The sequence below is a fragment of the Thermobifida alba genome, from assembly GCF_023208015.1.
GTDB lineage: Bacteria > Actinomycetota > Actinomycetes > Streptosporangiales > Streptosporangiaceae > Thermobifida > Thermobifida alba.
The window spans coordinates 2,846,188-2,865,682 of sequence record NZ_CP051627.1; the positions used below are offsets into that span (position 1 = coordinate 2,846,188).

Annotated in this window: 14 protein-coding genes; 6 read left to right on the forward strand and 8 right to left on the reverse strand. The window is 76.0% G+C overall.

Features of this window, described 5'->3' with window-relative positions; genetic code table 11:
• The first annotated feature begins 12 nt into the window (after positions 1-12).
• On the forward strand, positions 13-1,371 hold the full coding sequence (gene dprE1, locus FOF52_RS12605; protein ID WP_248590163.1) for an FAD-binding oxidoreductase: 1,359 nt from the start codon (positions 13-15) through the stop codon (positions 1,369-1,371).
• A 23-nt stretch (positions 1,372-1,394) separates the two neighbouring features.
• Positions 1,395-2,153 carry a decaprenylphospho-beta-D-erythro-pentofuranosid-2-ulose 2-reductase gene (dprE2, locus tag FOF52_RS12610; protein WP_248590164.1) on the forward strand — a complete coding sequence of 253 codons (759 nt, stop codon included), beginning with the start codon at positions 1,395-1,397 and terminating at the stop codon, positions 2,151-2,153.
• A gap of 133 nt (positions 2,154-2,286) precedes the next feature.
• Here the strand turns inward: dprE2 and FOF52_RS12615 are convergent, their stop codons facing one another.
• Positions 2,287-4,221: a hypothetical protein gene (locus FOF52_RS12615; RefSeq protein ID WP_248590165.1), complete on the reverse strand. Its 1,935-nt coding sequence runs from the start codon at positions 4,219-4,221 to the stop codon at positions 2,287-2,289.
• Between the two features lie 112 nt (positions 4,222-4,333).
• Here FOF52_RS12615 and FOF52_RS12620 point away from each other — a divergent pair, with 112 nt between their 5' ends.
• Together FOF52_RS12620 and FOF52_RS12625 are read left to right on the forward strand one after the other, a co-directional pair.
• Positions 4,334-5,092 carry a class I SAM-dependent methyltransferase gene (locus FOF52_RS12620; RefSeq protein ID WP_341849684.1) on the forward strand — a complete coding sequence of 253 codons (759 nt, stop codon included), beginning with the start codon at positions 4,334-4,336 and terminating at the stop codon, positions 5,090-5,092.
• Entirely contained in the window at positions 5,089-5,847 is a 759-nt protein-coding gene (locus FOF52_RS12625; protein ID WP_248590166.1) for a class I SAM-dependent methyltransferase, read from the forward strand. Before FOF52_RS12620 ends, FOF52_RS12625 begins: the two co-directional genes overlap by 4 nt.
• A 30-nt stretch (positions 5,848-5,877) precedes the next feature.
• On the opposite strand, the gene pgfA is transcribed toward FOF52_RS12625, so the two are convergent.
• From pgfA to FOF52_RS12655, 6 genes are all read right to left on the reverse strand, one after another.
• On the reverse strand, positions 5,878-6,864 hold the full coding sequence (gene pgfA / locus FOF52_RS12630) for a cell envelope lipid trafficking protein PgfA (RefSeq protein WP_248590167.1): 987 nt from the start codon (positions 6,862-6,864) through the stop codon (positions 5,878-5,880).
• Positions 6,861-11,084, reverse strand: a complete 4,224-nt coding sequence (locus FOF52_RS12635; RefSeq protein WP_248590168.1) for an alpha-(1->3)-arabinofuranosyltransferase domain-containing protein — start codon at positions 11,082-11,084, stop codon at positions 6,861-6,863. Before FOF52_RS12635 ends, pgfA begins: the two co-directional genes overlap by 4 nt.
• Positions 11,081-12,430, reverse strand: a complete 1,350-nt coding sequence (locus tag FOF52_RS12640) for a glycosyltransferase family 4 protein (protein ID WP_248590169.1) — start codon at positions 12,428-12,430, stop codon at positions 11,081-11,083. The genes FOF52_RS12635 and FOF52_RS12640 overlap by 4 nt, the downstream gene beginning before the upstream one ends.
• A gap of 271 nt (positions 12,431-12,701) precedes the next feature.
• Positions 12,702-12,842, reverse strand: a complete 141-nt coding sequence (locus FOF52_RS12645) for a hypothetical protein (protein ID WP_248590170.1) — start codon at positions 12,840-12,842, stop codon at positions 12,702-12,704.
• Between the two features lie 142 nt (positions 12,843-12,984).
• Complete coding sequence (locus FOF52_RS12650; RefSeq protein ID WP_248590171.1) at positions 12,985-14,691, reverse strand: MmpA family trehalose lipid delivery protein; 1,707 nt, start codon at positions 14,689-14,691, stop codon at positions 12,985-12,987.
• Positions 14,678-16,201 (reverse strand): GDSL-type esterase/lipase family protein, encoded by a 1,524-nt coding sequence (locus FOF52_RS12655; protein ID WP_248590172.1) that lies wholly within the window; start codon positions 16,199-16,201, stop codon positions 14,678-14,680. The genes FOF52_RS12650 and FOF52_RS12655 overlap by 14 nt, the downstream gene beginning before the upstream one ends.
• Before the next feature lie 196 nt (positions 16,202-16,397).
• On the opposite strand from FOF52_RS12655, the gene FOF52_RS12660 reads away from it, so the two are divergent.
• Positions 16,398-17,342, forward strand: coding sequence for a DMT family protein (locus FOF52_RS12660; RefSeq protein WP_248590173.1), 945 nt, complete (start codon positions 16,398-16,400; stop codon positions 17,340-17,342).
• On the opposite strand, the gene FOF52_RS12665 is transcribed toward FOF52_RS12660, so the two are convergent.
• Positions 17,318-17,836: an NADPH-dependent FMN reductase gene (locus tag FOF52_RS12665; protein ID WP_248590174.1), complete on the reverse strand. Its 519-nt coding sequence runs from the start codon at positions 17,834-17,836 to the stop codon at positions 17,318-17,320. The genes FOF52_RS12660 and FOF52_RS12665 overlap by 25 nt on opposite strands.
• A gap of 379 nt (positions 17,837-18,215) precedes the next feature.
• Between FOF52_RS12665 and nagA the strand changes: the two genes are divergently transcribed.
• On the forward strand, positions 18,216-19,400 hold the full coding sequence (nagA, locus tag FOF52_RS12670; protein WP_248590175.1) for an N-acetylglucosamine-6-phosphate deacetylase: 1,185 nt from the start codon (positions 18,216-18,218) through the stop codon (positions 19,398-19,400).
• The last annotated feature ends 95 nt before the right edge of the window (positions 19,401-19,495 follow it).

Genomic DNA, 19,495 nt, shown 5'->3' on the forward strand with positions numbered 1-19,495 from the left:
AGGGAGGACACGGTGCGCCTGCGCCGCGCGCTGCTCACCGGCTGGGGGCGGACCAACCCCAGCCCCGCCACCGTGGTGCGCCCCCGCACCACGGCCGAACTCGCCGCCGTGCTGCGCTCCGCCGCCGACGGGCGCGGCGCCGTCGCCCGCGGCCTGGGCCGCTGCTACGGCGACGCCGCGCAGAACGCGGGCGGCCTGGTGGTGGACTGCGCCGACCTCAACCCCGGCTTCCGGCTGGACGCCGACGCGGGCACCGTCACCGCGGCGGCGGGCACCAGCCTGGACGCGCTCCTGCGCCACCTGCTGCCGCGCGGCTTCTTCCTTCCGGTGACGCCCGGCACCCGGCAGGTCACCGTCGGCGGGGCGGTCGCCGCCGACGTGCACGGCAAGAACCACCACGCCGACTCCTCGTTCGGCGCGCACCTGCGCTCCCTCACCCTCGTCACCCCCGACGGCGCGGTGCGCCGCGTCGGCCCGGACCGCGAGGCGGACCTGTTCTGGGCGACCGTCGGCGGTATGGGCCTGACCGGAGTCGTCACCGAGGCCACGTTCACGGTGCTGCCGGTGGCGACCTCGCGGATGCGGGTCGACACCGACCGCGTCGCCGACCTCGACGCGGCCCTCGCGCTGCTGGCGGAGAGCGACCGGACCCACCGCTACTCGGTGTGCTGGGTGGACCTGCTGGCCCGCGGCCGCAGCCTGGGCCGCGGCGTGCTCACCCGCGCCCACCACGCCGCGGTCGCCGACCTGCCGCCCGCCGCCCGCCGCGACCCGCTGCGCCACCGTCCGGGCCCGGCGCTGCGCGCCCCCCGCCGCGTCCCGCCGCACCTGCTGAACACGGCGACCGTGCGCGCCTTCAACGCCGCCTACCACGCGCGGGCGCCGCGCCGCCGCCGCGGCGAGATCCGGGAGGCGGCGGCGTTCTTCCATCCCCTGGACGCGCTGCGCGACTGGAACCGGCTGTACGGGCCGCGCGGCCTGGTGCAGTACCAGTTCGCCGTGCCGTTCGGCGAGGAGGGCGCGCTGCGCCGGATCGCGGAGCGCCTCGCGGCGCGCGGCGCCCCGTCCTTCCTCGCCGTGCTGAAGCGCTTCGGCCCCGGCGTGCCCGCGCCGCTGTCCTTTCCCCGGCCCGGGTGGACGCTGGCCGTGGACCTGCCCGCCGACCTGCCGGGGCTGGACGGGCTGCTGACCGGCTTCGACGAACTGGTGCTGGCCGCCGGAGGCCGCGTCTACCTGGCCAAGGACAGCCGGGCCGCGGCGTCGGCGGTGCACGCCATGTACCCGGACCTGGACCGGTGGCGGCGGGTGCGGGACCGGGTGGACCCGGACCGGGTGCTGGTGTCGGACCTGTCCCGCCGCCTGGGACTGTGAACGGGAAGCGGAGGGGGAGCGGGATGCGCGGCACGGTGCACTCGGTGCTGCTGCTGGGCGGACGCAGCGAGATCGGACTGGCGATCGTGGAGCGGCTGGTCCGCGACGGCGCCCGCCGCGTGGTGCTGGCGGCACGCCCCGGCGGACGGGAGGCGCTGCGGGAGGCCGCGGCACGGCTGCACGCGCGGGGCGCGGAGGAGGTGCGCCTCGTGGACTTCGACGCGGCCGAGCCAGCCGGGCACGCCGCGACGGTGGCGGAGGCGGTGCGCCTGGTCGGCGACCTGGACGTGGTGGTCGCCGCGTTCGGGGTGCTCGGCGACCAGGCGGCGCTGGCCGCCGACCCGGTGGCGGCGGCCCACAGCGTGACGGTGAACCTCACCGGGCACGTGTCGGCGGGCCTGGCGGTCGCGGCCCGGCTGCGCGAGCAGGGCCGCGGCACGCTGGTGGTGCTGTCGTCGGTGGCGGGCGTGCGGGTGCGGCGGGCCAACCTCGTCTACGGCGCGGCCAAGGCGGGGCTGGACGGCTTCGCCCGGGCGCTGGACGACGCGCTGGCGGACAGCGGCGCCCGGGTGCTGGTGGTCCGCCCCGGGTACGTGCGCACCCGCATGTCCGCGCACGTGGCCGAGGCCCCGCTGGCGACCACGCCGCGGCGGGTGGCCGACGCGGTCGCCGCAGCCCTGCGCCGGGGCGCGCGCACCGTGTGGGTCCCCCGCCCCCTGGGCACGCTGGCCCTGGCCCTGCGGCTGCTGCCCCGGCCGGTGTGGCGCCGCCTGTCCCGCTGACCGACGACAGGCCGCACCGCCGCCAGTGACCATGTCCCCAGGGCCATCGGCGCGGCCGATTGTGGCGCTGGGGCCAAAGTCAGCGGCGTTCATGGCACTGGGGACATGGTCGACGCCGGTCAGGGCCCGGTGCTCACCCGGACTCCTGCTCCGTCTCCTCCTGCTCCCAGGGGTTGCCCTCCACCGAGGGCACCAGCTCACCGAAGGTCACCCAGGTCAGGCAGACGTCGTCGGGCACCTCCACCAGCAGGTGCTCGCCCCGGCCGTCCAGCGGCACGTACCAGGCCGCGCCGTTGGGGGCGGCGGGCAGCTCGGTGGTCCGCTCGTCGTCGCCGACGGTCAGCGTGACCGGTGCGTCCCCGCCCGAGGTGTAGGCGAGGCCCGCGACCAGGCCGGGACCGCCGAGGGAGTGGACCGGCCACAGCACCTGGCCGCCGAGCGTCTCCACGCACTCCTCCCCCTCCGGCGGCCCGTAGAAGGCGCTGTCCGGCGCGGGCTCGGCGACCACCAGGAACCCGGCGTCGTTGAGCACCATCGGCACCGCCGCCGGCCGCGGGTCGGCGACCCGGTCGGCGTCCTCGCCCGCCAGCGGGCTGAGCAGGTACGAGCTGTACCGGCGCGCCCCGTTCCACGGCAGCACGACGTCCTCGGGCACCGGGCGCGCGAAGACCCCCGCCCGGTCGGGGATCGACGCCAGGGAGGTGCGCACCGTGTCCAGATACCAGCGGACCCGGTCACCCGACAGCGTCCCGGCATACGTGTGGGTGGAGTAGGAGGCCGCCGCCACGAACAGGGCCGTGGCGCCTGCCGCCGCGCCCCGGACCACCCGCGGCGGCAGGCGCGGCAGCCACCGGGGCCCGCGTTCCCCCTCCGCCTCCCAGCGGGTCGGCAGGAACGCCAGTGCCAGGCAGAGCGCGAACACCAGGGCCGCGTCGGCGACGTAGCGGGGATCGTGGCCGACGAGCTCCTGGTAGCGGCCGCGCGCCACCAGCGTGGGCAGGACGTCCACGCACACCAGGTAGCCGGCCAGCAGCGCCCACGCGCGCCACGCCCACCGGGGCCGGTACGCCAGGCTCACCGCGACCAGCGCGCCCAGCACCGTCCACGCCGCGACCAGCGCCGCCGGATGCGGTTCCAGCAGCCCGCCCGCGGGCGTGACCGGGTCCCAGCGGACCGGGCCGCCGACCGCCCCCACCGGGAACGTCTCGGCCAGCAGCCGCCGCGCCTGCCCCAGCGCCGCCCCCGCATCCGGCACTCCCGCGCCCTCGGCGTCGGCGGGACGGCTCAGGTAGACCACCAGGTGGCCGAGGAGCAGCGCGCCCATGCTCGCCCAGAAGCGGGGCCGGGCGCGCAGCGCGGCGGACGGCGCCCACGCCAGCGGGCCGGGCGTGCAGAACGCGGCGGCCACCGCGAACAGCAGCAGCGGCAGCAGCATCGCCTTGACGGAGAACGCCATGCCCGCCGCGACCGCGCCCGCGGCCAGCCAGGCGTCCCGTTCCCGCCCGCCCCGCAGGTGGCGGACGGTCCACAGCAGCGCCAGCGCCGTCGCCAACTGGAACGGCACCCCGTTGAGCGCCGCCGACCACCAGGCCAGCACCGGCACCGTCAGCGGCGCGCAGACGGCCGCGGCCAGCGGTGCCAGGATCGCCCAGCGCCGTCCGAACACCTCCCACAGCAGCCGGAACGTCGCCGCGGCCGCCGCGCCCTGGAGGGCCAGCATGGTGCCCGAGGCCAGCGCCCAGTTGTAGGGCGACACCGCGGTCAGCACGTAGACCAGCAGTTTCGCGCCGGGCATCAGGTGGCCCTTGTGCAGTTCGGTCAGGTACTCGACGGTCAGCGGGGAGGCGGCCGCGTCGGCCACGAACAGGAAGTCGTCCTCGACGAAGTAGGCGTGCCGCAGCACCCAGGCGCGCAGGCCCAGGGTCGCGGCGATCAGGGCGGCGCCGACGAGCACGATCGGGTCGCGGCTCGGGTGCGGCGCGGCGGCCGGGGGTGCGGCCCCGGGGCGTGCGGGGGGACGGTCGTCGGGGTTGACGCCGTCTGCGGCGGAAGTGACAGAATGAGACACGTTGTCCAATATTGCTTCGCTCACACCCGCGGGTCCACGGCCGCACCCGGAAACGCGGGACAAGGCGAATCCCCCTCTCCCGCCGCTTCGCCGTGGCTGTCAGGAGCTGCCCGTGAGTCTCGACGAGATCCGGAAGGACTGGACGACCCTGGGCGCCGCCGCCCCCCTGTGGGCGGTCTGCGTCGACCCCGACAAACGCCACGGCGGCTGGGACGACGAGGAGTTCCTCGCCTCCGGCCGCGCCGAGATCGACGCCGCGCTGGGGCGGCTCGCCGAACTGGGGGTGGCGCACGGCCGGGAGCGGGCGCTGGACTTCGGCTGCGGCGCGGGGCGGCTGTCCAACGCGCTGGCCGCCCACTTCGACCGGGTGACGGGGGTGGACATCTCCGCTCCCATGCTGGCGGAGGCGCGCCGCCTGGACCGCAGCGGCGGACGGATCGAGTACGTCCTCAACGACGCGCCCGACCTGGCGGTGCTGCCCGACGCCTCCTTCGACCTGGTCTACACCGACCTGGTGCTGCAGCACCTGCCGCCGCCGCTGGCCCGCGGCTACCTCGCCGAGTTCGCGCGGGTGCTGCGGCCCGGCGGGGCGATGGTCATCGGCATGCCCGCCACCGAGCGCCGCACCCTCAAGGGGCTGGTGTTCCGCTACGCGCCGCACGGGCTGATCCGGTTCGTGCAGCGTTTCCTGCTCGGCTACCCCGCGCCCATGCGCATGCACACCCTGGCGCCCGACCGGATGCGGGAACTGCTCGCCGCGCACGGCGCCCACGTGGTCTCCGCCGAGGAGTACCGGGGCGACGACCACGGCACCCACTGGGTGCACATGCGCTACTACGTGCGCCGCGACGCCTCGGGAGCCGCCGCGTGACCCGTCCCGCCTCCGCCGGCGCCGTCCCGTTCCGCGCCACCCTGGGCCGCTCGGTACGGCTGTTCTCCGCGTTCCGCAAGGAGCAGACCGACCCGGACCTGTTCTACGGCACGCTCGCCCGCGACACGGTGGCGCAGCTGCGGCAGTACGCGGAGCTGGACGGCGCGGTCGTCGCCGACGTGGGCGGCGGCCCCGGCTACTTCGCCGACGCGCTGCGCGAGGCGGGGGCGCGCTGCCTGTGCGTGGACGCCGACGCGGGCGAGATGCGGCTGCGCGGCGGCCGACTGCCCGGCGACGCGATCCTCGGCAGCGCCCTGGACCTGCCGCTGCGCACCGGTTCGGTGGACGTGTGCTTCTCCTCCAACGTGCTGGAGCACGTGCCCGACCCGGTGCGGATGGCCGACGAGATGGTGCGGGTGACCCGGCCGGGAGGCGTCGTCTACCTGTCGTACACGCTGTGGCTGTCGCCGTGGGGCGGGCACGAGACGTCGCCGTGGCACTACCTCGGCGGACGCTACGCGGCCCGCCGCTTCACCCGGAAGCACGGGCGGCGCCCCAAGAACGACTTCGGCTCCACCATGTTCGCGGTGTCGGCAGCGGAGATGATCCGCTGGGCGCGGCGCACCCCCGACGCCTCGGTGGTGGCGGTCCTGCCCCGCTACCTGCCGTGGTGGGCGCACCCCGTGGTGCGGGTGCCGCTGCTGCGCGAGTTCGTCACCTGGAACCTGCTGATCGTGCTGCGCCGCCGCTCCTGAGCACGTTCCCGGCCGCTGGGGGCGGGCGGGTCAGTCCGTCCGGGCGGCCCGCCGCGCCAGCACCGTCCCGGTCGCGACCAGGGCCGCGCCGAGTACGCCCAGCAGCAGGGGCAGCCAGCCGCGTACCGCCGCCAGCAGGCGGGCGCGCTCGCCCGCGCGGTGCACGGCCCCGGCGGCCTGCCCGGGCTCCAGTTCCAGGTCGGCGTCGAGCAGCAGCCGCTCGTGGTCGCCGTCCACGGTGCGCAGGGTCTCCCGCCGCTGCTCTGCGAGGTCGACGACCTGGCCGCTGGTCGGCTCCACCCAGTAGGTGCGGGTCACCTCCACCCAGCGTTCGGCCCGTACCGTGCCGCCGCCGTCCAGGTCCAGCACGGAGGCGGGCACGTCGCGTACGGAGCCCGGCACCCGGGTGGGCGGGACCTGCTGCGTGTAGCGGTGCACGGCGAGTCCGCCGACCTCGTCGGCGCCGTCCAGGCGCATCCGGGGCGCCGACCCCGTGTCGGGGTCGCGGAAGGGGAACTCCGCCTCCTCCGCGCCCGGCGGCCACAGGCCCACCCGTCCGCTGCGGCCCGTCGTGTCGGCGCCGCAGCAGTCGACGGTCCACCCGGTGGCGCGGTCCACCACCATCCGGTGCTCCAGGTGGCCGATCGGCCCCAGCGGGCTGCCGGTGTCGGTGGTGACGGCCAGCGCCAGCAGGTCGGGTTCGCCCGGCACCGGGGCACCCACCAGGTCGGTGCTCCGCACCACCTCGACGTCCTCACGGGTCCGCCAGTGCGTGGTGTCCAGGTAGGTGCCCCCGGGGTCGGTGAGCGTCCACGTCTGCCGCAGCTCGGCGGGCAGAACAGCGAGCCGCGGGGCGGCGACCAGCGGCAGCAGCAGGGCGACCGTGGCGCAGAACGCGCCGAGCGCCGCCGTCAGCAGTCCCGCGCCACGCGGCGGAGCGGGACGGCGCCCGGGCCGCTCCGCCGCGGTGTGCTCCTGCGTCATCCGTGTCTCCACCCCGTCGTCCACGAGGGTCACGGCGCCGCCTCCGCGGCCTCGTCCCGCGGACGGGCCGCGCCGTCCCGCCGACGATCATCCCCGGTCGCCGCCGTTCCGTCGAGGCGGGGGCGGCGTGAGGGGTCGCCCAGGGCGAGCGCCGCGCCCACCAGCGCGGGCAGGCACAGCAGTTGCGGGATCCAGCCGCGCAGCGGCTCCGCGAGCAGCGCGGTGGCGCCGTGGGACGGCAGGTGGGCGGCGAGCGCGCCGCCGACGGCCGCGGACAGGCCCGCGGCGGCCAGCGAGGCGGCGACCACCAGGCTCAGCGACACCCGCCGGCCGCGCCGCTCCAGCGCGGAGGCGGTGAACAGGCCGACCAGGGCCGCCGCGCAGCCGACCCACCCGGCGCTCCACACGCCCAGGAGCACGGTGGCCGCGCCCAGCGCGAGCGGGGCGATGCGTCCCGGTCCGGCGGCGGCCGCGGCCGCGGCGCGCACCGCCGAGGCGGTGCGGGGCAGGACCGCCAGCAGGACGAGGACCACCGCCACCAGGGCCGCGCCGACCAGCAGCGCCGCGTGGTAGGCGGTGTCGGGCGTGTAGGAGAGGACCACGGTGCCCGACGTGCCCGCGGGCAGCAGCCACGCCTGCTTCCAGCCGTCCAGCCGCACCGGGTCGAGTTCGGTGTCGGAGTCCGCGAGCCGCGCCGTCCATCCCTCGTTGAAGTTCTCGGTGACGACGAGGTAGGAGGCGGCGTCGGTGTCCACGGTGACGCGGCGTTCGCTGCGGCCCCACCCCTGGACCTCGACGGCTTCGGCGCGCACCGGTTCGCGTTCGGCCGCCTCCTCCGCCAAGTCGGCGTCGCGCACGACGACCGCGCCCAGCCGGTACCGGTCGGTCTGCCGCACCGTGATCCGGTTGGTGCCCTCCACCAGCGGCACGCCGGTGCAGCTGGTGAACTCCAGCGGCCGTCCCTCCGCCTGGTCGCGGAGGGTGCCGCCGCTGATGCGGGTCTCCACCCGCACGCCGTTGACGGTCAGGTTCGGCCCCTGGCCGCAGGCGGTGGCGGCGTCGGTGTCGGGGACGGGGCCGAGCGGTTCGACGCCGGGCAGGACGATCTCCGCGATCTCCAGCGGCTGGTCCCGGGGCGGGTCGAAGACGATGCGCAGCTGTTCGGTGCGCAGCGTGGCGAAGGCGAACCGGCCGTTGCCGTCCAGCAGGCCCTCGCGGACGGTCTCGCCCGTGTCGAGCACCACCCGGATCGGCCGGGTGACGGTGTCGCCGCGCGGGAACTCCACCGCGATCTCGGCGAGTTCGACGCGTTTGCCGAAGTCGACCTGGAGGGACGGCCGGTCCTGGGCGGGGTCGGGGTACCAGACGGTGGAGTCGTCGCCGTCGAACGCGCCGCGGCCCATCGCCGCGGGGTGGTCGACGGCGGTCGAGGAGGAGGTGACCTTCGGGTAGCCGCCCTCGCGGTTGGCGGCCCGCTCCACCCGTTCGGGGTCGGCGGCCGTGACCTGCCCGGTGATGACGTACTCGCCGGCGGCGTCCGCGGGGAGCGTGACGATCCGGTCGAGGCCGTGGGCGTCCTCGCCCTGCGCGGCGAGGTCGGGGTGGCAGGTCCACACCCGCGAGCCCAGCATGCAGCCGGGGGCCGCCCCGGCCGAGCCGGTGAACAGCAGGGTGCGGGCGTCGGCGGTGCCGGGCACGACGAGGGCGCGCCCGGTCCGCAGGCCGGGGATGTCGAGCGAGGCGATGCCGACGCGGGTGCCGAAGCGGTGTCCGGGCTCCCAGGCGAGTTCGTCGACGCGGACGCGCAGCCTGCTGGTCTCCCCCTCGGGGACGGCCAGTTCCTGGGCGCTGCCGAAGTCGTCGAGTTCGGTCTGGACGCTGCCGTGGTCGGTGGTGACGGTGACCTTCGAGGGCGGCGGCGTGTCGGGCAGCCGTTCGAAGGTGACGGTGGTCCCGGTGACGTCGCGGGGTTCGGTGAAGGCCACCTCCAGCCACTCGCCGACGGCGCCGTCGGCGCTGCTGGAGCGCCACGAGGTCACGGGGGAGCCGTCCAGTGCCGCGTACGGGGTGCGTCCGGGGTCGCGCCGCGCGGGGAGGGCCAGCGCGCTGGACTCGGCGGAGGAGGCGGTGACGGCGGCGATCCCCTCGTAGTGGGCGACCGAGGTGTAGGGCTCCCAGGCGGGGTCGACGACGTCGGGGGCGGGCACGTCGCGGTCGAACTCCTCGGCGGCGCCGAGGGTGGCCGAGGTGTTGCGCCGCACGTCGGGGTAGACGACCTCGACGCGGCGCACGGTGTCGGTGGCGACGGTGTCGGCGGCGGCGACCCCGTCGGCTCCCGGGTCGTCGCCGATGATCACCGGCCGGTCGTCGGTGAGCAGGCCCTGTTCGGCCAGGGCCAGCAGCGCCTCGGGGCCGCCGGTCACGCGCAGCGCGCCGTCGGCGGGGACGGTGGCGGCCAGCGGCGTGGTGCCGGTGACCGCGTAGACGTCCAGGGCCCGGTAGGGCTGGTCGTACCAGCGGGCGGCGGGCAGCGGGTCCAGGCTGCCCATGACGGGGCCGAAGGAGCGCACGCGGTCGATGCCCGGCGAGTCGGCCAGCGCCTGGTGGACGCGGGCGGGCCAGCCGCCGTTGTTGCCCTCGCGCTGGAGGTCGTTGCGGACCAGCAGGTAGCGCACGCCCATGCGGGCCAGGGCGTCGGCCAGGCCCGCCGAGCCGAGTCCGGAGGAGAGCCGCTGGTCGACGGCGTGGGTGAGGCGGGACACCCCCGCCGAGCCCCACGGGATGATCTGCTGGTTGGTCCACGGCGTGCGCATCAGCGGCTGCATGGGTTCGTCCATGGGGCGGCCCCACAGGTACTCGCCGCGCGCCGAGCCGGGGACCGCCATCGTGGTGCGGCCGCCGCTGCGGGCGTCCAGCCACGCGGTCGCCTCGTACCAGTAGTCGGGGATCTCGGTGAAGGAGCCGCGGGTGGCGCCGCCGACGGTGGCCAGCGGGGTCAGGGTGGACAGGACGGTCAGCGCGCACGCCGCGGCCGTCAGGCTCCGGGGGTCGGGCAGGCGGCGCAGCGGTCCGCGTCCGGGGATGCTCCGGAGGCGGGCGGCGGCCTCGGGCAGGTGGGCCAGGCCGACCGCGACCGGCAGCCGGACCAGCACGTCGAACTTGTGGACGTTGCGGAACGGGCTGAGCGCGCCGTCCAGCAGGTCCTGCACTGCCGGGCCGAGCAGGCCGCCGAGCGCCCCGGTGTACCCGGCGGCCACGAGCGCGGTCCCGGCCAGGGCGCTGGCCCCGAGGAACAGCCGTTCGGGGTTGCGCCGGTGCACCGCGCCCGCCAGGCCCAGGGCCGCGACCAGGGCGGTGGCCAGCACCAGCCAGGGCGTGGTCGCCACCTCGCTGCCGGCGGGCAGCGCCGAACTGCCGGGGACGTAGCCCATCCAGTTGGAGGCGCCGCGCACCGTGTTGAGCAGGGAGGTGACGCTGGTGGTGGTGGCCGCGTCCTCGGTGAAGGGCATGAACGAGAACACGTAGCGGCCCATGAGCAGCAGCGGGGCCAGCCACCAGAACGAGACGAGCCCGATCGCGGCCAGCCACCAGCCCAGCAGGGTCCACTTGCGGCGCCCGGAGGCGCGGGTCAGCAGGTACAGCAGGGGGACGACCAGGACCGCCAGTTCGGAGGCGGCGTTGGTGCCGCCGCACAGCAGGAACGCCGCGGCCGACAGCAGCGCCGCGCGCCGGGGGTCGGCGCCGGGCCGGGTGCCGTGCACCAGGGGCAGCAGCACCCAGGGCAGCAGCATGGTCGGCTGGAGTTCGGCGGAGTTGTACGACAGCAGGGTCAGGGCGCGCGGCGACAGCGCGAACGCGACGCCCGCGACGACCTGGGTGGGCAGCGAGCCGACGCGCAGGGCGCGGGCCACGGCGACGGTTCCGGTGAACGCCGCGCACAGCAGCGCCGCCATCCACAGCCGCTGCACCACCCACTCGGGCATGCCCGCGCCGATCAGCAGGGCGTGGAAGGGGCCGTTGGGGAACAGGTAGCCGTACGCCTGGTTCTGCAGCTGGCCGAAGTAGGACGGGTCCCACAGGTACAGCGCCCGGTACAGGAAGCCCAGCGGGTTGACGGTGAGGTCGAGTTTGGTGTCGCCGACGATCCGGGTGGGGTCGAGGCTGCAGGCGAGGGCGCTCAGCAGCAGGCAGACCGCGAGGAGGGTGAGCCTGCGGACAAGCGTCTCGTCGCGGACGGGGGCGGACGGGGTCAACGGCGGCTTCCCCGCCTCTCGGTGCCGCGGACCAGTTCGTCGGCGAGCAGTCGGGCCATGTCCCGGCCGCTGCGCTCCCAGGTGAAGGTGGCGGCCCACGCGCGGCAGGCGCGGCGGATCTCGGCGGCGCGCACGGGGTCGTCGAGTTCGTCGAGGGCGCGCGCGATCACCTCGGTGAGGGTCTCGCCGTCGCGGACCAGCCATCCGGTCTCGCCGTGGCGCACCGAGTCGCGCAGCCCGTCCACGTCGTAGGCGACGGTGGGCACGCCGAGCGCGGCGGCCTCGATGACGGTGAGTCCCCAGCCCTCGAACTGCGAGGCGGTGACGTGCAGTGTCGCGCCCGCCAGGACCGCGTTCTTCTCCTCCTCGGGCAGGAAGCCGTGCAGGTGGACCGCGCCGTGCAGGCCGTGGTGGTCGATCCGCTCGCGCAGCGGGACGCTCTCGGGGCCGCGTCCGACGATGTGGACGCGCAGGTCCGGCCGTTCGGCGCGCAGTTCGGCCGCCGCGTCCACGACGCGGGTGACGCGTTTTTGCACCACGAGGCGGCCGAGGCAGACGATCGCGGGCGAGCCCAGGCCGGTGCCGGCCGGGGCGGGCGGCAGCGGCGGCTGCGCGGGGCCGCCGTTGTGCACGATCGCGATGGGGGCGCGCCAGCGCAGTTTCTCCCGCATGGCGCGGCGGGAGGACTCCGAGACGGTCACGGTGGGGCAGGAGGCGTAGACGCGGCTGGCGACCCGGCTCTCGACGAACCGGCCGAGCCAGGCCAGGGGGCGGCTGAAGTAGGCGTCGAACTGCAGGTCGTGCACGTGGTGCACGACGCTGATGACGCGGGTGCGGCGGGGCAGCACGAGCCGGGAGAAGAACGGGATGCCGTTCATGCAGTCGAAGGCGGCGTGGAAGCGGCGTCGCCGCAGCAGGAGCCACAGCATGACCAGAGGGTAGACGGTGAACGGACCGCCCATGCGCCGGACGGCGATGCCGTCGCGGGTCTCGGCGCGGGCCTGGCCGCGTTCCCGGCTGGTCACGAACACCACGTCGGCGCCGCGGGCGACCAGGTGGCGGCTGATCTGCCAGGCGTAGGTCTCCGCGCCTCCAGCGACGCTCTGCCAGGGGTCGCGCCAGTTGATCATGGCGACGCGGACTCCGTCCAGGCGGGGGTCGGCGTCGGCCTGCGACGGGGCCGCCGTGGACATCCGATCAGCGGATGTCTGTTCGGGCTCCGGGGCCTCGGAGCGGACGGGGTCGGACGCGAGGGGGGCGGGTTCCGCGGCCGCGGGGGCGGGGCGCGGGGACCGCGGGGCGGGGTCGGGGTGGAGTTCGGTGAGGGGGGTGCGTTGGGAGACCACGTGTTCTTCTGCTTTCCGCGAGCGCTCGTCAGGGGAGACCGGACGGCCGACGACGGAGAGCGCCGCCTCGGGTGCGGACGGTGGCGGGCTTCGGGGTCGTCGAGGAGACGTGCTGACCGGGTCGACGGTCCGGGGGGTTGAGGCGGGGCCACCGCCCCACGACGGGAGGGCTGGGGTCACAACGTGGTCGGCGGACCGCTCCGGGCACGGCCTCCGGGACGGCGTGCGCCGTCCCGGCCGGCTGCTCTCGGGGGCGTCCGCCGGGCACGCCCTATCTGTCGCCGTAGTTGTAGAGCGTTTCCTCGACCGGTTCGACGGAGGTGGCGGAGGTTGCCGCGACAGTGGTCACCGTGAAGGTCGCGGCCACTGCGAGGGCCGCGCCAACGGCACACGCGACCAGGATTCTGATCACTGGGGTTTCTCCTTCCTCGACGCCTGACGCCGTTGGGGGCGTGCGGGCATGGGGCCAGAGTAGAATTCAATTCGGCGCTTGACCAGAGCCAGAATCCCGCCGTTGCCGCTGATCCGGCCGTTTCGGACGCTCGAATTCCCGGTTACGCTGCGGCTACGTACTCTTCGGTAACTTTCAGGAGAAGAAGCAGCGGACCGTCGTGGACCGCCTCCAGACCGGGGCCGGCGAGATCGGCCCCGACCCCCTCGGGGAGGTTGGCCCGGTCGACGAGCACGTAGCGCACCCCTGCCTGCGCCAGCCGCTGCGCCAGGTCCGCCGTCCCGTGCGGCATCGCGTCCGCTCCCATCAGCGGGGCGACGCGCCGGGCGAGCGGGTCCTCCCCGGCGACGACGCGCACCCGGTCCCCGTCGCGCACCCGCAGCGCGTCGTTCCACACCACCGGGCGGTCGAACATCTTGGTCGCCGGGTCCAGCACCACCGTCACCTCCCCGCCGCCCAGCGGAAACCCCCGGTAGGCGCTCCACGGCAGCGACAGCAGCGCCCCCTCCTCCGGGTCGGTGTTGACCAGTTGCTGCACCCGCGTCCACTCCCGCGGGTACTCGACCGGCCGCAGCGTCCCCCACGCGCCCCACGCCAGTCCCGGCAGCAGCACCAGCGGCGCCAGCAGCGCGCACGCCCCGCTGAGCGCCCCCGCCGCCCGGGAGGGCGCGGCGGAGCCCCGCCGGGCCGCCGGCCGCCCCAGCCACCGCACGGCGCCCGCCAGCCCCACGGCCTGGAGCAGCGCGAGCGGCGCCAGGTAGAGGTGGCCGTCGCGCAGCGGACCGAACCCCGGCCACAGGCCGATCAGCGCGCGCAGCACCGCGCGCCCCGGCTCCACCGTCCCGGCCAGCGCCACCGCGAGGCCCAGCGCCGCCGCCACGGTCAACCCGGCCGCGTGGGCCGGCCGCGGACGGCGGGCCAGCAGCCACCCCCAGCCGGCGAGCGCGGCCAGCGACAGCAGCAGCCGCCCCGCCGCGCCCACCGGCTCGGCGAAACCGGGCGGCACCGCCTGGGCGTTCCAGATCCCGCCCAGGCTGAGCAGCGAGGCCACGGTCCCCAGCGGGGTGTCGGCGCGCGCCGCGAACAGGTCCACCGCGGCGGGATCGGTCGTCGCCCCACTGGCCAGTGCGGGCAGCAGCCACGGCAGCGCCGCCACCGCCAGGCAGCCCGCCGCCGCGGCGGCGGCCGCCGCCCGGCGCCCCCGCCGCACCACCGCGGCGGGCAGGGCGACCAGCCCCGACAGCACCGCCGAGGAGAAGCCGCCGACCGCGGCGGGCAGCAGCGACGCCAGCAGACGGGGCACGTCACGCGTCCGGCGGTACCGCGCCGCCGCGTCCAGCACCCACGGCAGCCCGGCATAGCCCAGCAGCAGCGCCCACTGGCCCAGCAGCAGCCGCTCGGCGAGGAACGGGTTCCACACGTAGCCGAGGGCCGCCGCGGCGCGGGGCAGCGGCCACTCCCGCGGCACCAGCCGCGCCGCCCCGGCCGCACCGAGCGTGAACACCGTGAGCAGCAGCAGCTTCTGCACCAGGTCGCCGGGCAGCGCCATGCCCAGCAGCGCCACCACGGCGTCGCTGGGCACCGCCCGTGGGAACCCCTCCCCGCCGCCCAGGGCCGCGTCCGTCAGCGGGGCGTCGGGCACGAACACCATGTCGTAGCGGAGCACGTAGCCCGGCCCCAGGGCGGGGCCCAGCGCCAGCAGTCCGGCTGCCAGGCCGACCCCCGCCGGGACCAGCCGGTCCAGGACGTCGCGGCCGCGCCTCCGCCTTGCCCGCTCCGGGCACGGCGGGGCGGAATCAGTCCGCGGCACGGTAGACGACCCGTTCCGAGAAGCCGCCCTCCAGGTAGTCGCGGTGGGAACGGACCGCGAACTCGTGGTTGGCCTGCTCCGGTCCGATCTCCAGGCGGGTGGCGTCGCGCACCACGGCGACGGTCTGCCACCCCGTGTCGGCGCCCACCGGGCCGGCGTCGGCGGGCGCGCAGTCGCCGGGGTCGAGGGTGGGGCACTCCAGGGGGCGGCGCCACACCGCGTAGTGGGTGGCGCCGGGCGCGGCCTCCCAGCTCAGGGCCCCGTCCCCGGCGCGGACCGCCTCCGGGGCGGGCGGCGGGTCGTCGGCCAGCTCCACCCGGACCGGAGCGGAGAGCGGCCCCGGGTCCTGTCCCTTGAACGCGCGGACCTCGAACTCGTAGACGGCGCCCGCGAACAGGCCGGCCACCTCGTGGGCCGTGCCCCCGTCGGCCGTCGCGGCGACGTCGCCGCGGCTGGCCCGCTCCTCGGGGTCGGGGTCCACGCGACGCCCGAACACCTCGTACCGGGTGGCTCCGGGGACCCCGTCCCAGCTCACCCGGGCCCCGTCGGCGGTCCGCTCGACGCGCAGGCCGCCGGGGGCCGCGGTGGGGCCGACCTCGACGTCGGGCAGCGGACGGGGGTAGGGGCGGCCCAGGCCGAGCGGGTCGGCGAGGGCGTCGGCGAACGCCGCGGCGATCTTGACCTCGCCGCGCGCGTTGGGGTGGACCTCGTCCCAGTTGTCGTCGGCGGGCGCGTAGTCGGCGGCCGTGCGGGCCACCACCACCGGGGAGTCCGCTCGGGCGAGCTGGTCCGCCAGGGCGGGCAGGGCGGCGTTGTACTCGCCGATGGCGGCGTTGACCGTCTGGTCGTCCTCGGTGCCCCACACCGGGGGGATCTCCCCGAGCACCACCCGGATGTCGCCCCTGGCCAGCCGTGCGGCGGCCACGATGTCGCGGGTCCGCTCCAGCACCTCGGCGCTGTCCGCGCCGCGCACGACGTCGTTGACCCCGACGAGCAGCAGCAGGTAGTGCGGGTCGGCGTCGACGACCTCCCGGCCGATCCGCTCGGCGACCTCCCGGGCGGTGGACCCCCAGGCCCCGGCGTGGTCGGTGTCGAAGTCGGCGACGGCGTAGCGGTGGTCGCCGTAGCGGTCGGCGACGGGGTCGAACAGGTCGTCGCGCGGCCCCACGAAGTCCACGTCGGCTCCCCCGTCGCCGGTGAGGTGGGCCCACAGCCGGTAGCGCCAGGTGTGGTCCCCCGTGCTGCCCTGGACCCGGGAGTCGCCGGAGGCCATGATCCGGACCGTGCCCTCGGGCGGGGTCCAGCCGCCCGTCGGCGGCGGGGGCTCGGGGGGTGCGGGGCCGTCCACCCGGAAGCCTCCGACGGTGGCCTGGAGCACCAGCGTGGTGAGAGCCATCGCCGCCACCGCGATCGCGAGCAGTCCGGACAGGGGAGGACGTCCCCAGAGCCACCGCTTTCCGGCGGCGCCGGTGTCCCCCTCCTGGTCGGGCGGGGTGCCTTTCTGCTCCACACCGGACAGCCTAGGACCTGCCGCTCACCGGCGGTCAAGCGGAGCGGACGCCCCCGTCCGGGGACGTCTCCCCCGGTACCGGGACACCGGGGAGGGGCCCGCAGGCCCCGGCCCGGGGCCTGCGGGGTCTGGCCCCAGCAGGTTACCCTTGGGTAACCTACTGGGGCGTACCGTCCTCCTCCGGAAAGGCGCTCCCGTGACCGGTCTGCTCGCCGCCCTGGCCTCCGCCGTGGTCTACGGCATCGGGCTGACCGTGGAACAGCGGGCGCTGCACCGGTCGGCGGCCCTCAGCCTCCGCCGCCCGCTGCACCTGGTGCGCGTCCTGTTCGGCAACGTCCGCTGGCTGTGCGGGTGCGCGCTGGCGGCCCTGGGCAGCGTGGGGCTGATCGTCTCGCTGGGACTGGCACCGGTCTCCGTGGTGCAGCCGGCCTTCGCCGGCGGAATCTCCCTGACCCTGCTGGTCCTGGCCCTCGCGCAGCGCCAGCGGATCAGCCGGGGCGAGCTCGCGGCCCTCGGCGTGATGCCGGTGGCCCTGCTCCTGCTCGGCCTGTCCCTGGGGCCGCAGGACGCCGCGGCCGGCACCACCGCGAACCTGCCGCTGCTGCTCACGGTCAGCGCCGTCACCCTCGCCGTGTGCGCGGGCGGCATGGCCCTGGCCGGCGGCGGCAACGCGCCCGCGGCCGTCATGGGCGGCGCCGCGGGCCTGGCACAGGGGGTCGCCGGCCTCCAGGGCAAGGGCGTCGGCGGACTGCTGGCCGACCACGGACTCCTCGACGCGGTCGTGCCGGTCCTGCTCTCCCCGTTCCCCTACCTGTACGCGCTGGGCTGGGCGGTGGGCATCGCGCTCTTCCAGACCTCGATGCAGCGCTCACGCGCCTCGGTCACCGCACCGGCCGCGAACGTGGTGGGCAACGTCTTCATGGTGGCGGCCGGGACCGCGGTCTTCGCCGAGACCCTGCCGGCCGAACCGCTGCCGCTGGCGCTGCGCGCCGGCGGCTTCGCGCTGACCCTGGCCGTGGTGGCGCTGGTGCACCGGGCCGCCGGGCAGGCGGAGGAGGAGACCGGTCGGCGGCGCGCCGTCGGCCCCGGCCGACCGGACCCCGATCAGCATCCCGATCAGACGGCCACGGCGAGCGCCTGACGCAGCGAGGGGGCGGCGACCTCGGCCCAGGCGTCGATGACGCTCAGCGGCTCGGCGAGCTCCGCGGCGGCCAGCACCAGCCCCGGCTCGGCCACCCACGCCCCCAGGTCGGACAGCAGCACCCGCAGGTCGCCCTCGATGTTGCGGCCGTTGCGCAGGTCGTCCACGACCGCCAGCGGCAGCGCGATGACGTGGGAGAGGCCCAGTTCCGGCAGCCGGTCCAGGAAGACCTTGAGCAGTCCGCTGTAACTGCCGTGCACCTGCGGGGTGGCCACGACCAGCACGTCGCTGTCGGCGAGCGCGGCGAGCGCGGCGGCCACGTCCTCCGTGGCCTCCTCGGCGAGCAGCGCCGGCCCCAGTCCGGCAAGGTCGACGACGTCGATACGGGCGGTGACGCCGGCGTGCGCGGCGATGGAGTCGGCGGTGTGGACGGCAGCGGCGCGGAGGGCGGAACGGGTCTGGGGGGCTGCGACGAGCACGGCGAAGCGAGTCATGGTGGTGATCTCCAGGTGAATGCGGCCACCGGCCGCGTGGGACGTAGCGCGGGGAAATCGTCGGACAGGAAGGACGACAGGAGGGTTTCCCGGGCACGGCGGAGGCGCACGTTCCCGATCACCGGGGATCGACGTGGGCCGGGGGCTCGAACTCGTGCGGGGAAACCGCGACGACAGCGGGGACGGCGGTCCCGCGACAGGCGCTAACTACGACAGAGTGCGCTCGCCTGCTGCCGCAGATCGACATGCAGACGCTGGACGAGCAGCTCACCGGCAGACATGTACACCATGATGAGGCGGGGACGAGGATAACGTCAATGTGTGATCGACAGTTTTGTCAGGGTTATCGAGTGAGGAAGGACACAGGGGGTCCGCTCCGATGAGTACCTTGGCCAACGCGCGCCTGGTCACCGCGGACGGAATCGTCGACGGCTGGCTGCGCATCGAGGGCGAGCGGATCGCCGCGACCGGCCGGGGGGCCGCGCCGGACCGCCCGGCGGACTCCGTCGACCTGGGCGGCCGCCTGCTGGCGCCCGGCTGCGTCGACGTCCACGTGCACGGCGGCGCGGGCGCCTCCTTCGACGAGGGCGCCCCCGAACGGGCGCTGACCGCCGTCGCCTTCCACCGCCGGCACGGGGTGACGACCCTGGTGGGCGGACTGGTCACCGCCTCCCCCGCGGCCATGCTGCGCCAGGTGGCGGCCCTGGCCGAGCTGTGCGACGCGGGGGAACTGGCCGGGATCCACCTGGAGGGCCCCTACCTGGCCCCCGGCCGCTGCGGGGCGCACGACCCGGCGCTGCTGCGTCCCCCCGACCCGGTCGAGTTCCGGCGCCTCCTCGCGGCCGGCCGGGGCCACGTCCGGATGATCACGCTCGCCCCCGAACTGCCCGGAGCCCTCGACCTGGTCCGCGCGGCCGTGGCCGAGGGGGTGGTCGCGGCGGTCGGGCACACCGACGCCGACCACGAGACGGTCCGCGCCGCGTTCGACGCCGGGGCCACCGTGGCCACCCACCTGTTCAACCAGATGCGCCCGGTCCACCACCGCGACCCCGGACCGGTCGTCGCGGCGCTCAACGACGACCGGGTGACGGTGGAACTGGTCAACGACGGCGTGCACGTCCACCCCGCGGTCGCCCGCATGGCCTGGAGGGCCGCCGGGGCCTCCCGCACGGCCCTGGTGACCGACGCCATGGCGGCGGCCGGGCTCGGCGACGGCGACTACACCCTGGGGGGCCTGCGGGTCCGGGTCACCGACGGCACCGCCCGCCTGGCGTCCACCGGGGCGATCGCGGGCAGCACGGTCACCCTGCCCGAGGCGGTCCGCCGGGCGGTGCGCGATCTGGGGGTCCCCGTCCCCGAGGCGCTCCACGCGGCCAGCGCGGTGCCCGCCGCCGCACTCCGCCTCGCCGACGTGGGCGTCCTCACTCCGGGCCGCTACGCCGACCTCGTCGTTTTCGACGAGGACCTGGAGGTCGAATCCGTCTACCGCAGAGGGCGCCCGGTCGTGGGAAACTCGGTCGACGGGACTGTTTCCGGGCCGGATTCGTTCCTTCGGGCAGACTGACCCGCTCTGTCAGCTTAAAGTTGGATACGACCTCGGAAAGCGCTCTGGACAACACCGTCTCGGTGTGGGTGCACGAGCCACTACGGAGTCCCGGA